This is a genomic window from Pseudomonas sp. GL-RE-26 (genome assembly GCF_019956275.1).
Classification (GTDB): domain Bacteria; phylum Pseudomonadota; class Gammaproteobacteria; order Pseudomonadales; family Pseudomonadaceae; genus Aquipseudomonas; species Aquipseudomonas grandcourensis.
Genome location: NZ_JAHBDI010000022.1, coordinates 38,494 through 52,425 on the forward strand (window position 1 = coordinate 38,494; position 13,932 = coordinate 52,425).

Annotated in this window: 15 protein-coding genes; 9 read left to right on the forward strand and 6 right to left on the reverse strand. The window is 60.5% G+C overall.

The window, feature by feature from the left end:
* Positions 1 to 55 precede the first annotated feature (55 nt).
* Positions 56 to 1,054, forward strand: a complete 999-nt coding sequence (locus KGB07_RS15185) for an acyltransferase family protein (protein WP_223465791.1) — start codon at positions 56 to 58, stop codon at positions 1,052 to 1,054.
* 103 nt (positions 1,055 to 1,157) lie between these two features.
* Here the strand turns inward: KGB07_RS15185 and KGB07_RS15190 are convergent, their stop codons facing one another.
* A complete protein-coding gene (locus tag KGB07_RS15190; RefSeq protein ID WP_223465793.1) occupies positions 1,158 to 2,648 on the reverse strand; it encodes an aldehyde dehydrogenase family protein in 1,491 nt (496 codons plus the stop codon).
* A 15-nt stretch (positions 2,649 to 2,663) separates the two neighbouring features.
* Here KGB07_RS15190 and KGB07_RS15195 point away from each other — a divergent pair, with 15 nt between their 5' ends.
* From KGB07_RS15195 to peaD, 5 genes are all read left to right on the forward strand, one after another.
* On the forward strand, positions 2,664 to 3,116 hold the full coding sequence (locus KGB07_RS15195; RefSeq protein WP_223465795.1) for a hypothetical protein: 453 nt from the start codon (positions 2,664 to 2,666) through the stop codon (positions 3,114 to 3,116).
* Positions 3,116 to 4,696, forward strand: coding sequence for a quinohemoprotein amine dehydrogenase subunit alpha (peaA, locus tag KGB07_RS15200; protein WP_223465797.1), 1,581 nt, complete (start codon positions 3,116 to 3,118; stop codon positions 4,694 to 4,696). The genes KGB07_RS15195 and peaA overlap by 1 nt, the downstream gene beginning before the upstream one ends.
* Positions 4,697 to 4,792: 96 nt before the next feature.
* Positions 4,793 to 6,223, forward strand: coding sequence for a quinohemoprotein amine dehydrogenase maturation protein (gene peaB / locus KGB07_RS15205; RefSeq protein ID WP_008056152.1), 1,431 nt, complete (start codon positions 4,793 to 4,795; stop codon positions 6,221 to 6,223).
* A 1-nt stretch (position 6,224) separates the two neighbouring features.
* A complete protein-coding gene (qhpC, locus tag KGB07_RS15210; protein ID WP_008016081.1) occupies positions 6,225 to 6,548 on the forward strand; it encodes a quinohemoprotein amine dehydrogenase subunit gamma in 324 nt (107 codons plus the stop codon).
* A gap of 23 nt (positions 6,549 to 6,571) precedes the next feature.
* Positions 6,572 to 7,690: a quinohemoprotein amine dehydrogenase subunit beta gene (gene peaD / locus KGB07_RS15215; RefSeq protein ID WP_223465799.1), complete on the forward strand. Its 1,119-nt coding sequence runs from the start codon at positions 6,572 to 6,574 to the stop codon at positions 7,688 to 7,690.
* Between the two features lie 119 nt (positions 7,691 to 7,809).
* Here peaD and KGB07_RS15220 read toward each other — a convergent pair whose 3' ends face one another.
* Positions 7,810 to 8,211, reverse strand: a complete 402-nt coding sequence (locus KGB07_RS15220; RefSeq protein ID WP_223465800.1) for a lysozyme inhibitor LprI family protein — start codon at positions 8,209 to 8,211, stop codon at positions 7,810 to 7,812.
* Between the two features lie 62 nt (positions 8,212 to 8,273).
* Positions 8,274 to 8,672, reverse strand: coding sequence for a GFA family protein (locus KGB07_RS15225; protein WP_223465804.1), 399 nt, complete (start codon positions 8,670 to 8,672; stop codon positions 8,274 to 8,276).
* Positions 8,673 to 8,870: 198 nt separating this feature from the next.
* Between KGB07_RS15225 and KGB07_RS15230 the strand changes: the two genes are divergently transcribed.
* On the forward strand, positions 8,871 to 9,359 hold the full coding sequence (locus KGB07_RS15230; protein ID WP_046043183.1) for an SRPBCC family protein: 489 nt from the start codon (positions 8,871 to 8,873) through the stop codon (positions 9,357 to 9,359).
* Positions 9,360 to 9,645: 286 nt separating this feature from the next.
* Here the strand turns inward: KGB07_RS15230 and inhA are convergent, their stop codons facing one another.
* Complete coding sequence (gene inhA / locus KGB07_RS15235) at positions 9,646 to 10,332, reverse strand: isonitrile hydratase (RefSeq protein ID WP_223465805.1); 687 nt, start codon at positions 10,330 to 10,332, stop codon at positions 9,646 to 9,648.
* 89 nt (positions 10,333 to 10,421) lie between these two features.
* Between inhA and KGB07_RS15240 the strand changes: the two genes are divergently transcribed.
* Positions 10,422 to 11,405, forward strand: a complete 984-nt coding sequence (locus KGB07_RS15240; protein ID WP_046043181.1) for a GlxA family transcriptional regulator — start codon at positions 10,422 to 10,424, stop codon at positions 11,403 to 11,405.
* A gap of 38 nt (positions 11,406 to 11,443) precedes the next feature.
* On the opposite strand, the gene KGB07_RS15245 is transcribed toward KGB07_RS15240, so the two are convergent.
* Positions 11,444 to 12,076 carry a BRCT domain-containing protein gene (locus KGB07_RS15245; protein WP_046043180.1) on the reverse strand — a complete coding sequence of 211 codons (633 nt, stop codon included), beginning with the start codon at positions 12,074 to 12,076 and terminating at the stop codon, positions 11,444 to 11,446.
* Positions 12,077 to 12,087: 11 nt separating this feature from the next.
* Entirely contained in the window at positions 12,088 to 12,477 is a 390-nt protein-coding gene (locus KGB07_RS15250) for a hypothetical protein (RefSeq protein WP_046043179.1), read from the reverse strand.
* A gap of 502 nt (positions 12,478 to 12,979) precedes the next feature.
* Between KGB07_RS15250 and KGB07_RS15255 the strand changes: the two genes are divergently transcribed.
* Positions 12,980 to 13,714 carry a thioesterase II family protein gene (locus KGB07_RS15255; protein WP_046043178.1) on the forward strand — a complete coding sequence of 245 codons (735 nt, stop codon included), beginning with the start codon at positions 12,980 to 12,982 and terminating at the stop codon, positions 13,712 to 13,714.
* Positions 13,715 to 13,932 lie beyond the last annotated feature (218 nt).

Consider the following 13,932-nt stretch of genomic DNA (forward strand, 5'->3'; position numbering starts at 1 on the left):
CAGCGCAAAGCATCGTAATTTACGCGCCATAACGACAAGGAATTTTGGGGTGTAAGTGGGAGTCTATCGTCTGCTATTGGCCGTTCTGGTGGCCGTTTCTCATATGGGCAAGACGTTCATGGGGCTAAACCCCGGCGTGATTGCCGTGATGTCCTTCCTGATCATCAGCGGTTTCGTGATGACCTCGCTGATCGAGCGCAACTACAAGGCGCCGGAGAAAGTCGGCCTGTTCTACCTGGACCGCGCCCTGCGGCTCTACCCTCAATTCCTGTTCTACTTCGCAGTTTCCTGTGCGGTGATCTATTTCCTGCTGCCCGGCACGCCTCAAGCCGCCGAGCTGACGCTGCGCAACATCGCCGCAAGCCTGGCTATTGTGCCACTCGGTTTCTACATGTTCGGAGCGGCAGGATCGTGGATCTTGCCGCCGGCCTGGTCTTTGGGGCTTGAGATGTGCTTCTACCTGGTGATCCCTTTCCTGATCATCTACAGGGCGCGGGGCGTTGCGTTTGCTCTATCGGTCGTTGTCTTCATGGTCGCGTGCCTGGGTTTCATCAACACCGACCTGTACGGCTACCGTCTATTGCCGGGCGTACTGTTCATGTTCCTGTGCGGCAGCTACCTGTACAAAGCGCAGCCGAAGGATCTGGCGATCGCTGCCGGCACCACCGTGGTGGCGGCCCTGATGTTTGCGGCCATCATGGCGGGATGGATAGAGCGCCGACCGTTCAATGCCGAAGTGACCGCCGGCATAGCGCTGGGCGTGCCGGCCGTGTACCTGCTGACAAAGCTCAGGTTTCACCGGATTGACGAGTTCCTCGGCAATATCAGCTACGGCGTGTTCCTGAATCACTATGTGGTGATGTACTTCCTGCACGCTATCTGGTCGGTTGCCTACGATGGGGCCATTGTTGCAACGGTGCTGGCCTTGTCGTTGCTGCTCAGCGGCGTTTCGTACTACTGCGTCGAACGGCCGGCCCTGAAGCTTCGTCACGCGCTTCGGGCCGGCGCAAAAACTGGGGTGGGTCAACCGCAGGGCCGCAAAACAGAGGCGTAGTGGCTGGGGGGGCGCCTTCGCGGGCAAGCCCGCTCCCACCGGGGAACGCATTCCGATGTGGGAGCGGGCTTGCCCGCGAAAGCGGACTAAAGAACGCTGCAAATTACAATTTGATCAACACCGACTTCAGCTCGGTGTAATGCTCGATCGCCGCATACCCCATCTCACGCCCGACCCCGGACATCTTGTAGCCGCCGAATGGCAACGCCGGGTCCAGGGCGCTGTGGCAGTTGACCCACACCGATCCTGACTTGATCCGTGGAATCATCCGGTGCACCGCCGCCAGGTCATTGGACCAGATGCTCGCCCCCAGGCCGTAGGGGCTGTCGTTGGCCATGCGCAGGGCATCGGCCTCGTCATCGAACGGAATCGCCACCAGCACCGGCCCGAAGATTTCTTCCTGCACCAGTGAGTGCTTCTGATCGACGTCGACAATCACTGTCGGCTTGACGAAGAACCCCGGCCCGAACTGTTCACCGCCGCAGGCGATGGTCGCACCGCTTTCCCGGCCCTTTTCGATGTACCCGTAGACGCGCTCCTGCTGCCGCGCCGAGATCAATGGCCCCAAGTCGACGCTCGGGTCCAGGCCGTTGCCGAGTTTCATGGCGTTGGCGATGTCGCTGATGTCCGCCACCACATTGTCGAAGTGCTTGCGCTGCACATACAGCCTGGAACCTGCGCAGCAGACCTGGCCCTGGTTGAAGAAGATCGCGCTGGCGGCCCCGGCCGCGGCGGTTTTCAGGTCAGCGTCGGCCATGACGATGGTTGGCGATTTGCCGCCCAGTTCCAGGGTGACCCGGGTCATGGAATCCATGGCGATCTTGCCGATTTGCTTGCCCACCGCAGTGGAGCCGGTGAAGGTCAGCTTGTCCACCAGCGGGTTGTGGGTCAGGGCCGAACCTGCGGTGATGCCGGTGCCGGTGACCACGTTGAACACGCCTTCGGGATAACCGGCTTCCAGCACCAGCTCGGCGAGTTTCAGTGCGGTCAGCGGGGTTTCGTCGGCGGGTTTGAGCACCACCGTACAACCGGTGGCCAGGGCCGGACCTAGTTTCCAGCAGGCCAGCAACAGCGGGAAGTTCCAGGCAACGATGGCGCCGACCACGCCCACCGCTTCGCGTCGAATGAAACTGTGGAACTGGTCGTTGGGCATCAGCGGTGCCGACACGTCAACCGTAGAACCTTCGATCTTGGTCGCCCAACCGGCCATGTAGCGCAGGAAGTCGATGGACAGTTGCACGTCCATCACCTGGGCCACCGCCGCGCTTTTACCGTTGTTCAGGCATTCCAGCTGCGCCAGCAACTCGGCGTCGCGCTGCATCAGGTCGGCGAGTTTCCACAGCAGGTTCTGCCGCTCCCGGGGACGGGTGCGGGTCCAGGCTGAGTCGTCGAACGCCTGGCGGGCGGCGAGAACGGCGCGGTCGACATCCTCCGGGGTTGCCCGTGGCACCACGCACAACACCTCACCGGTGGCCGGGTTGTGCAGGGGCATGGTCTGGCCGTCGGCGGCCTCGACCCAGCCACCGCCGATGAGCATGCGCGGGGCGCGCTGGATGAATGCCGAAGTGGCGGGAAGCAGGTTTGGGAGCGACATTGGCGAGGCCTCTTGTTGTTCGTGAGAACCGGGCTTTCGCAATGGCTGTGCCAAGTCCGCGAGAACGCTGGTTCGGCCTTGGCTGGCGTGGTTTTGCTTGATGAACGGCAGTGGAGAAGACCGGGTGGTTTGTCGCAATTCGCGACAGCCGTTGAGACAACGCAGCACCTGTCCGCCACGGCCGTCAATCGTGGGCCAATGAACAGTTTTGGCCGGGCAACTATGCTGTCTCAGACTGCAACAGCTGTCGCGAAACTAGACGCAGCGGACCACATCCACGCACCGGTCAATGCAGACAAATCAACGCAAGTAATTGATAAAAAAGCTTATCCGCAAGCTGGCACGCTCTGTGTATTGCTCATCGCAGACGTTTCTCTTGCCTCCGTCAGCGGTACACCGCCGGCGGCAGAAACCATAAAAACGATAAGCCACAACAATAAGAACGCACCGTGCGAGGTTCGACGTTGATGAAGAGAAAACTCCGATCAGGCATGAGCGCCAGCCTGCTGGCCGTAGCCGCTTTAGTAGCGCTGCATTCGCCTCATAGCCTGGCAGCCCGCGACGCCCAGACCATCCTCAAGGAAACCTGTCAGGGCTGTCACACCCCCGAAGCCGATAACGCTCTCAGCCGCATCAGCCACCAGCGCAAAACGCCGGAAGGCTGGTTGATGAGCATCGCCCGTATGCAGACCATGCACGGTTTGCAGATCAGCGATGACGACCGTCGCACGCTGGTCAAGTACCTGGCTGACACCCAGGGCCTGGCGCCGAGCGAAACCGATGGCGTGCGTTATGCGCTGGAGCGGCGACTCAACACCGTCGAGCACTTCGACGACCAGACCAGCCAGATGTGCGGCCGCTGCCACTCCGGTGCGCGGGTTGCCCTGCAACGGCGTCCGGCCCAGGAGTGGGAGCGCCTGGTGAACTTCCACCTCGGTCAGTGGCCGTCCCTGGAGTACCAGGCGCTGGCCCGGGACCGCGACTGGTTCGACATCGCCCGCAAGGACATGGTGCCGCTGCTGGCCAAGCGTTATCCGCTGGACAACCCGGCCTGGAAGAAATGGCAGAGCGCGGCGCCCAAAGCCGGTGCTCTGGTGGGCGACTGGAGCTTCAGCGGCCACTTGCCGGGCAAGGGTGAACTGGCCGGTGTCATGACTGTGAGTGCCGATGGCAGCGACACCTTCAAGGTCAGCGTCAAAGGTCAGTACGCCGACGGCAGCCCGTTCAATGGCGACGGCAGCGCGATTCTCTACACCGGCTACGAATGGCGCGGCAACGTGACCATCGATGGCGTGACCATGCGCCAGGTGTTCGCCGCCCAAGGCAATGCGATGCAGGGCCGGATGTTCGAGGCCGAGCACGACGAGCGCGGCCTGGACTTCGTCGCCGCCAAGCAGGGTTCCAACCGTTTGCTGGCGGTGCAGCCGGGTTATCTGAAGGCTGGCAGCGAAACCGAAGTGACCCTGATCGGCAGCGGCCTGAGCGGCAAGCCGGACTTCGGCAAAGGCGTGGAAGTGCTCGAAGTGGTCGAGCAGAGCCCTGAGCGGATCAAGGTCAAGCTCAAGGCCGCCGCCAATGCCCAACCGGGCGTGCGCTCGGTCAGCGTCGGCGCGTTGAAGGGCCCGAGTCTGTCGGTGTACAGCAAGATTGCCTCGGTCAAGGTTGTGCCGGAGTTCTCGGTGGCACGGATCGGCGAGGGCGGTGGTTCGACGCCGAAAGTCCAGGGCCGTTTCGACGCGGAAGCCTGGGGCAAGGGCGCTGATGGCAAGCCGTATCGCATCGGTGTGTTCCCGGCGCAGTGGAAAGTCGAAGCCTTCGACGACCGCGCCAAGGAAGACGAAGACGTCAAGTTCGCCGGCACCATGCAGGCCGACGCGGGCGTGTTCACCCCGGGCGATGCCGGGCCAAACCCGGCACGCAAGATGTCCACCAACAATGCCGGCAACCTCAAGGTGATCGCCGCCGTCGACGACGCAGGGAAATCCCTGACCGGCGAAGGCCACATGATCGTGACCGTGCAACGCTGGAACAATCCACCCATTCCATGAGTTGGCTGTCCTTGGCTTAACACGGCTTCAAGGCTACAGACACTTTTCGGAATGACCGCAAGCCCCGCCAAGCGGGGCCTGCACAGGAGGTTGGCAATGGGCGCTATCTTGAATCTGGTCGAACGCAACCTGCACGAAGTGCAGGTCGATGCAGACCGCATGCTGTTTCACATCCCCAGCAGTTCGCTGTTCGCCAGCGATGAACTGACGGGTACCATCATCGATACCTTGCGCGGGCCCGGTTGTTCCTCGGACGACCTGATCCAGCGCCTGGCCGCGCGTTTCAACGGCGAGGAAATCACCGAGACCCTGCGCGAGCTGATGGCCCTGGAACTGGTCAGCGACGGTTCGCCGCTGACCCCGGACATCGCCACCAAGCGTGTCGAGCGCACGGCGATCAATACCGTGGTGCTCAACGTCAACACCGGCTGCAACCTGAGCTGCACGTATTGCTACAAGGAAGACCTCGACAAGCCGTCGGCGGGCAAGAAGATGGACGTCGAAACGGCGATCGCCTCGGTAGAAATGCTGCTGCGCGAATCCCCGGACGAAGAGCGTTTCACCGTGGTGTTCTTCGGCGGCGAACCGCTGAGCAACCGCAAGCTGATCGAGTACATGGTCGACTACTGTGAGAAGCGTTTTCGCGAGGCGGGCAAGTTCGTCGAATTCGTCATGACCACCAACGCCACGCTGCTCACCGAAGAAACCGTGGACTACCTCAACGCCCACCGTTTCGGGCTGTCGGTGAGCATCGACGGGCCGAAGACCGTGCACGACCGCAACCGTATCACCGTGGGCGGGCAGGGCACGTACGACGTGGTGCGGCGCAAGGCCGAGATGCTGCTGTCGCGCTACAACAGCCGTCCGGTCGGTGCCCGCGTAACGCTCACCACCGGTGTGACCGACGTCGAAACCATCTGGGATCACCTGTTCAACGAACTGGGTTTTGCCGAAGTCGGCTTCGCCCCGGTGACCTCCGGCGACATCAGCAGCTTCAACCTCACCAGCGATGAACTGGTGCAGGTGTTCGCCAACATGAAGGCCCTCGGTCGACGCTATCTGGAAGCGGCGCTGGAGCACCGCAACATCGGTTTCTCCAACCTGCACCAGCTCATCACCGACATCCACGAAGGCCACAAGAAAGCCCTGCCATGCGGCGCGGGCCTGAAGATGCTGGCGGTGGATCACAAGGGCGAACTGAACCTGTGCCACCGCTTTACCGGTTCGAGCCTGCCGACCTTCGGCAATGTCCACAGCGGCGTGAAACAGGTGGAGTTGAACGACTTCCTGTCCCAGCGCCTGGACCGCACCAACACCGGGTGCGAAGACTGCCAGATCCGCAACCTGTGTTCCGGCGGCTGCTACCACGAGAGCTACGCCCGCTACGGCGATCCGACGCACCCGACCTATCACTACTGCGAACTGATGCGTGACTGGGTCGACTTCGGCATCGAGGTCTACACCCGGATCATGGCCAATAACCCTGCGTTCATCAGCAGTTACATCACTCCGCGCAAGGCTCACTGATATGAAACATCTCAAGGCAATCAATAACAAAGCGTTGAAGCTGGATCAGGCCGCGGATGAAAACCGCATTGAAGAAGTGGTGGCCATGAGTTCCGTGGCGGGCTGTGCCTCGACCACCGACCCGGGCTGGGAAATCGATGCGTTCGGCGGTGTGTCGTCGCTGTGCCAGCCGATGGAGGCCGACCTCTACGGTTGCTCCGACCCCTGCTGGTGGCCGGCCCAGGTGCCCGACATGATGAGCACCTACCCGGACTGGAACAAGGATGCCCAGGCGTCCAACGACAACTGGCGCAACCTCGGCACTGTCTTCCCGAAAGACAAGTGATCGGATATCAGAAGGATTCCAGCATGCGTAATATCAAAGCCTGCGGCCTGGCCGCGTTCGCCGTTCTGAGCAGCTGTTCGGTCAGTGTCCTGGCCGATGAAAACACCGCACTGCAAGACGGTCACGAGTACATGTTGACCACCAACTACCCGAACAACCTGCACGTGATCGACCTGGCCACTGACACGCTGTTCAAGACCTGCAAGATGCCCGACGCCTTCGGCCCCGGCACCGTGCAACTGTCGCCGGACCGCAAGACCGCCTACGTGCTGAACAATCACTATGCGGACGTCTACGGTGTCGAACTGGACAGTTGCAAACAGGTGTTCCACGCCAGCATCACCCAGAAACCTGGGGAGAAAGCGCGCTCGATGTTCGCCTTCACCCTCAGCCACGACGGCAAGGAACTGTTCACCGTCGCCAACCCGACGCTGATGATGAACGATCGCTACGAAGTACAGCAGCCCCGGCTCGACGTGTACAAGACCGACGCCGGCATGGACGCCAAGCCGGTGCGCAGTTTCCCGGCGCCGCGCCAGCTGACCATCATGCAGAGCGGTGACGACGGCACGCTGTACGTGGCCGGGGCGGACGTCTACAAGGTCAATGTGCAAACCGGCAAGTTCGACGTGCTGATCCCCAGCCGCCACTGGAAGCGCCCGAACTACAGCGCGCCGGACGTGCTCTACGTGTGGAACCAGCAGACTTACCGGCATGACTTCTCGCTGCTGTACACCGCGGCGAAGTTCAAGGACAAGAAACAGGACCCGGCCACCGCCGAATACCTGTACGGCCTGTTCAGCGTTGACCTGAAGACCGGCAAGACCGAAACCACCGACTTCGGGCCTCTGACCGAAATCTACTTCAGCGGCATGCGCTCGCCCAAGGACCCGAACCTGATGTTTGGCGTGCTCAACCGCCTGGCCAAGTACGACATCAAACAGAAGAAAATGCTCCAGTCCGCCACGCTCGATCATTCCTACTACTGCATTTCCTTCAACAAGGACGGCAGCAAGATCTACCTGGCGGGGACCTTCAACGACGTGGCGATCTTTGATGCCGACAGCCTGAAGCAGACAGGCAGCATCAAGTTGCCGGGCGGGGACATGGCGATTACCACGGCGCAGATTTTTGTCCGGTAATTGCGACGCCTGAGCTGACGCTATCGCGAGCAGGCTCGCTCCCACAGGTTTTGTGAACACCACAAATCCAATGTGGGAGCGAGCCTGCTCGCGAAGAGGCCCTCAACAACAACGCAAAATCAAACCCCCGGCACCGGACAACTCATATCCCCCTCCTGGCACTTCAGGTAGTTCTTGAACGTCTGAACCCGTGCCTTGGTCAGCTCCGTGGTGCAGTTGCTGTAGATCAGCGGATACACACTCGCGCCTTCCACCCCGGACGCCGAGAACTTGCACTCGGCATCGCGGAACGCAACCCACGCCCGCTGCGCACCCACCAACTGCTTCTTGCTGTCCGGGTTGCTCTTGAGTCGCGAAGTGATCTGCTGGTACAGCGCATTCAATTCCTTGTCGGCGGCAGCATTCTGCTGCGCCGCACACTGGTTCATCGTCGCCTGGTCGTTGGCGTTGTCACAATCCACGGCGAACGCCATGGAGGTGAACAACAGGGGCGTCAGCGCCAATAGTAAGCGTGGGTTCATGCTGGAGTGCTCGTTGTGACCGAATGAGAAATGCAGTGTAGCGCTGAGGGGCATTCAGCCCGCTACGCTTGCCATTGCGTGTGTTTTTCCACCGAATCGTATTCCAGCCATGGCACGTCATGGGCCGTCCAGATATGCGCTTGGGGTGTCTTCCGTGGATCGGTATCCAGTGTCGCCACCCGAACGATCACGTGGGGCTGGGCCGGCCGTTCGGCCATCAGGTGTGAACCGCAGGCCGAACAGAAATACCGAAACTTGCCTGGCGACGATTCATGGCGGCTCAGGCGATCCTGGCCTTTGGTCCAGCGAAAATGCTCGCGCATGACCCCGGCGGTCGATGCAAAAGCCGCTGCGTGTGCCTTGCGGCAGGTCTGGCAATGGCAGTGGCTGATGGGCATGTCGAGGCTGTCGAGTTCGTATTCGATGGCCTTGCACAGGCAACTGCCGCGCAGGTTGTTCATGTCGCTATCCTTTTCGATGCTGTTTCGAGGCAGAACGTTAGCAGTTTCGACCCTCTGATTTTGCGATAGCCCCAGAACTTATCCGTGCAAATGCGACCGAATATCTCAGGCATGATTGATTGCACATCCCCATTGGTACAACTTTAAAGTTGGTCTTGTGGTCTTACTGACCTACTGTTCAAGTACAGGAGGTGACTTATGAACCCAGCATCTGATCGCATCGAAAGGAAAATCCTGCTCAAGACCAAGCGCTCGCAGGTCTGGCGTGTGCTGGCCAATGCCGAAATGTTCGGACAGTGGTTTGGCGTGGCGCTGGCGGGCAAGCGTTTTGTGGCAGGCGAGTGGACCCAGGGGCAGATTACCTATCCCGGTTATGAACATTTGCGCTGGAATGTACTGGTGGAGCGGGTCGAGCCGGAGCGGCTGTTTTCGTTTCGCTGGCACCCGTATGCCGTGAACCCTGAAGTCGATTACTCCCAGGAACCCACCACCCTGGTGAAATTCGAGCTCGAAGACATGGACGACGGCACGTTGCTCAAGGTCTCCGAATCCGGTTTCGATCACGTTCCCCAGGCCCGTCGAGAAAAGGCTTTCCGCATGGACAGTCGCGGCTGGGAAGAGCAAATGAACAATATCGAGCAGTTTTTGATCGACAATGCCAAGTCCCACGAGCAACAGAGTGGCTGAAATCGGCTCGAAACCTGAGGTGTCTAGGGGTTTTCGGAAGGTGGTTTATAGCGAATGTCTTACACGCGATGGTAGCGATATCGCCTGTTACAAATTGGATCCGAAGCGTATTCTGGCCTTACCCACTGAAGCACAGGAAGTGCTCAGGATCATGGATGATCGACCATATGCAAGGAACGCTACGACAAGGAGTCGTCATGGTCTTGGAAAAACCCGCTTCGGCGGGTTTTTTTGTGGGCGCATGAAACGTCATGGCGGCAGGAACCGGGTTCCTGCCGCCATTTTTTCACTGCCGGTCGAGTTTCGCCGCCGCGCGCTCGGTGATCTGCGCCCGCAGCTTCAACGAGCCGGCAGCCCGCTGGCGAGCCTCCTCCAGCACTCTGGCCGGGGCCGTCTCGGGGCTGCCCGCGGTAAACGGCGGGGCCGGGGCGTATTCCAGCTGCAGTTGCACCAGTTCGGCGGTGGTCTGGTCGAACAGCTCGGCGGCCAAGGTCAGGGCGAAGTCGATACCGGCGGTGATGCCGCCACCGGTCAGCAGATTGCCGTCACGAACCACTCGGTCTTGCACCGGAATTGCGCCCAGTGGCTTGAGCAATTCGTGATACGCCCAGTGAGTGGTGGCGCGTTTACCCTTGAGCAATCCCGCCGCGCCCAGCACCAGCGAGCCGGTGCACACAGACGTGACGTACCGGGCGTTGGCGGCCTGGGCCTTGAGAAAGTCCAGGGTCTGGTCATCTTCCATCAAGGGGCCGACGCCACTGCCTCCGGGAACGCAGATCACGTCCAGTGCCGGGCAATCGTCGAAAGTGGTGGTCGGTTTCAACAGCAGGCCGGTGCTGGCGGTGACTGGCATCAGGTCCTTCCAGATCAGATGCACTTTCACATCCGGCAGCGAGGCCAGTACGTCGTAAGGGCCGGTCAGGTCCAGTTGTTGAACCTGTGGAAACAACAGAAAACCGATCTGCAACGTCATGGTGTTTTTTCTCGTGAAGTGGGTGGACGGTTTGACTCTAGGCTCGTAGGCTTTGGCGTATACGCCAATATCCCCACGAATTACGCCAAATGTCGAAAACCATCCATGTGCTCGCTTTCACCAACGTGCAATTGCTCGACGTCACCGGGCCGTTGCAGGTATTCGCTTCGGCCAACGACATCGCTCGCCAGCAAGGCCTGCCGCCACCCTATGCGCCGACGGTGATTGCCAGCGGCGGCGGGGCGGTGATGTCATCGGCGGGCTTGGCGCTGTTGGCCGAACCGTTACCGGAGGAGGGCACCGACACCCTGATCATCGCCGGTGGCTGGGGCGTTTACGTAGCGGCCGAAGATGCGCCGTTGGTCGCTTGGGTGCGCGAACATGCCCGTGGCTGCCGGCGGGTTTCCTCGGTGTGCACCGGCGCGTTCCTGCTGGCGGCCAGCGGCTGGCTCGACGGCCGGCGCGTGGTCACCCACTGGACCCGCTGCGAGCAACTGGCGCAGCAGCACCCGCGACTGCATGTCGAACCCAACCCGATCTTCATCAACGACGGCCCGGTCTGGACCTCGGCCGGGGTGACCGCCGGCATCGACCTGGCGCTGGCCATGGTCGAACAGGATCTGGGGCGCACCATGGCCCTCGAAGTCGCCCGGCAACTGGTGGTGTTTCTCAAGCGCCCGGGTGGTCAGTCGCAATTCAGCGTGACCCTGTCACTGCAACAGGAAGGCAACCGTTTCGACGAACTTCACGCCTGGATCAGCGAAAACCTGACCCACGACCTGGGCATCCCGACCCTGGCCTTGCAGGCCGGCATGAGCGAACGCAGCTTCGTGCGCCACTACCGCGCCGACACCGGCCAGACCCCGGCCCGGGCCATCGAACTGATCCGCGTCGAAACCGCGCGGCGTTTGCTCAGCGATACCGGCGTGCCGATCAAACGGGTGGCGGTGCAATGCGGCTTTGGCAGCGAAGAAACCCTGCGCCGCAGCTTCCTGCGGGCCATGGGCGTGACGCCGCAGGCTTATCGTGAGCGTTTTTCGGTCAGTGTTGGCGCAGATTCCGCAATGACTTGAGCCCTTTTTCGCCTTAGCTCGATGCAGTTACCCCACGGTCACCCGAACAGCACCCTTTGCCAGTGTTCTTCACTGATGATCGCGATAGGAACACCGCTCTCTCTCAGTTCAACGGCTTTTTTGATCTTGGTGCCATAAGTGCTATGAAGCCATTGATCGTTTCCGATGCTGCCGACCACCAGATAGTTGATTTTTTTGCTGACCGAACCACCAATCAGACCGCCGCGTTCGACTATCAGCGACTCGCATTCTTTGCGCGGACCGTAAGCCATAACCCCAGTGAACAGGAAAACTCGATCAATCCAGTTCAGTGTGGGTGCAGGGTTATCGAGTGGAAGACTGCAAGGTGTTGTGAAGATCTGGTCAGAGCCAACCGGCATACCTGCAAACTGGTGCAGCATGTCCAGTAGCTCAGCCGATTCTTCGGAGTCCAGCACGCCATCACTCAGCATGTTGGCGAGGCGTTTATAGAGGATGTTCACGACTGGATCACCCAGATGACACAAATGAACTTCGATCCAGCTCTTGAGAAACTCGGCTTCCTGCTGGTTGATCTTGCCATCGGCAGCGAGTCCAGCCGCAATGCCTACCAGCGCGTCGGCTGAACGTCTATCAATGCGTGCTTCGTGGAAGAATCCACTGTTTTGAAATTCCTGATGCAAATCGACCATTGTCCATGCTCCTAGGATTCAACTTCCGCTATTTGATTGAAATACTTCGCCCGATCCGGCGTAAACGTCACCACCATGCCCGTCCGAGCACATGTCAGTGCCCGTTCCTGTGCTAGATCCACGTTCAGGTCTTCCCCGCGCAACCCTTGCCACTGCGCGAGGTACTTGAGGGAGCCATATTTTTCGAGTTTCTTCAGGCTGCGACTCACGCCGCCTTTCCAGCCCAGTACCGGCAACTCGCCGGCAAGGCACTGTCGGGCGAGGTCGGGGAAACGAGCAGCGCGCTGGCGGCCGACTTCCCAGCATTTGATCAGGCCCTTGTCACCGGCTTCCCAGAGTTCTTCGCGGTTCAAACCGGTTCGGAGCGGGGAGTCGATGCTGCGTTGGATGCGTTGGCTCATTCTGGTTCCTTGAATTCGGGTGGTTCTGGACAGCTCCGCTGTACCCGTAGAGCAAGGATGTTAGGTGGGGATGTAACAGCTGGCAACCGGGTATTTCCTGCAAAATGGCAGGATATTGTTGATAACAGGTCGGACTCAGGCCTACACACCACCTTTGGCGAGGGAGCTTGTCGGATCGCCGCACCGTCCCGCTGGGTTGTGAAACAACCCCTTGAATTGCATGCGTGATCTGTCAGTTGTTTGGTGTTTAAGCGGTTTTGCGACTGCTGCGCAGCCGAGCGGGACGGTGCGGCGATCCGACAAGCTCCCTCGCCACAGTTTATTGGTGTAAGCCGGCCATTGTGGGAGCGGGCTTGCTCGCGAATGCGTCGTGTCAGTCGACATCAATGTTGCATGACACACCGTCATCGCGAGCAAGCTCGCTCCCACAGGGTTACTCACATGGCTAATTCTTTGGGCACCTCGTCCGTTCTCCAAACAGACAACTTTCGAGGAAAACCCGGTGACCCCGCTGACATTGCTGTGCCTGCCCTATTCGGGCGCGAGTGCCATGGTCTATAGCCGTTGGCGGCGCAAGCTGCCGCAGTGGCTCACGCTGCAACCGGTGGAACTGCCGGGGCGTGGCGCGCGGTACGGCGAGCCCTTGCACACCGACATGCGCCGCCTGGCGCTGCAACTGGCCCAGGAACAAAAAAACACGCTCAAGGCGCCGTACGCGTTGTTCGGCCATAGCATGGGCGCGCTGCTGGCCTGCGAGATGGCCCATGCGTTTCGGTCGCTGGGTTGCCCGGAGCCGGTAGCGCTGTTCGCCTCGGGCACTGCCGCCCCGACCCTGCGCGCCGACTATGACCGGGGCTTTGCCCAGCCTAAAAGCGACGCCGAACTGATCGAGCAACTGCGCACCCTCAACGGCACCAGCGAAGAGATCCTGGCCAACGAAGAGTTGATGAGCCTGACCCTGCCGGTGCTGCGCGCGGACTTCCTGCTGTGCGGGCGATTCGAACCGGTGCAGCGCCCGTTGCTCAAGTGCCCGGTGCATGTGCTCGGCGGCAAGACCGACCGCGCCACCGCCGAGCAGTTGATCGGCTGGAGCCAGGAAACCCGTGGCAGCTTTTCGGTGGACATGCTGGCGGGTGGGCACTTCTTCATCCATGAGCAGGAAGCGAAGGTGCTGCGGGTGATCAAGGATCAGCTTGAGGTGCATCGTCGAAGGCATGGGTTGCTGGCGGTGGGTTAGACCTGCTCTGAAATCACCACAAAACCTGTGGGAGCGGGCTTGCCCGCGAAGAGGGAGTGTCAGCAACATACCCGTTGTCTGACACACCGCCTTCGCGGGCAAGCCCGCTCCCACAGGGGTATTTATCAACCTGTTTTTCCGCGTTTCGCCTTTTGCCTGATCCGCTAATTTTTCCCGCCTGCATTCGTTTTATAGGGACGACGCGCCTTTGCGCCTGC

What these genes read in the sequence shown, in the direction of transcription:
- KGB07_RS15190 (WP_223465793.1), bottom strand. Translation starts at nt 2,648, where the DNA reads ATGTCGCTCCCAAACCTGCTTCCCGCCACTTCGGCATTCATCCAGCGC.
- peaA (WP_223465797.1), top strand. Translation starts at nt 3,116, where the DNA reads ATGAAGAGAAAACTCCGATCAGGCATGAGCGCCAGCCTGCTGGCCGTA.
- peaB (WP_008056152.1), top strand. Translation starts at nt 4,793, where the DNA reads ATGGGCGCTATCTTGAATCTGGTCGAACGCAACCTGCACGAAGTGCAG.
- qhpC (WP_008016081.1), top strand. Translation starts at nt 6,225, where the DNA reads ATGAAACATCTCAAGGCAATCAATAACAAAGCGTTGAAGCTGGATCAG.
- peaD (WP_223465799.1), top strand. Translation starts at nt 6,572, where the DNA reads ATGCGTAATATCAAAGCCTGCGGCCTGGCCGCGTTCGCCGTTCTGAGC.
- KGB07_RS15220 (WP_223465800.1), bottom strand. Translation starts at nt 8,211, where the DNA reads ATGAACCCACGCTTACTATTGGCGCTGACGCCCCTGTTGTTCACCTCC.
- KGB07_RS15225 (WP_223465804.1), bottom strand. Translation starts at nt 8,672, where the DNA reads ATGAACAACCTGCGCGGCAGTTGCCTGTGCAAGGCCATCGAATACGAA.
- KGB07_RS15230 (WP_046043183.1), top strand. Translation starts at nt 8,871, where the DNA reads ATGAACCCAGCATCTGATCGCATCGAAAGGAAAATCCTGCTCAAGACC.
- inhA (WP_223465805.1), bottom strand. Translation starts at nt 10,332, where the DNA reads ATGACGTTGCAGATCGGTTTTCTGTTGTTTCCACAGGTTCAACAACTG.
- KGB07_RS15240 (WP_046043181.1), top strand. Translation starts at nt 10,422, where the DNA reads ATGTCGAAAACCATCCATGTGCTCGCTTTCACCAACGTGCAATTGCTC.
- KGB07_RS15245 (WP_046043180.1), bottom strand. Translation starts at nt 12,076, where the DNA reads ATGGTCGATTTGCATCAGGAATTTCAAAACAGTGGATTCTTCCACGAA.
- KGB07_RS15250 (WP_046043179.1), bottom strand. Translation starts at nt 12,477, where the DNA reads ATGAGCCAACGCATCCAACGCAGCATCGACTCCCCGCTCCGAACCGGT.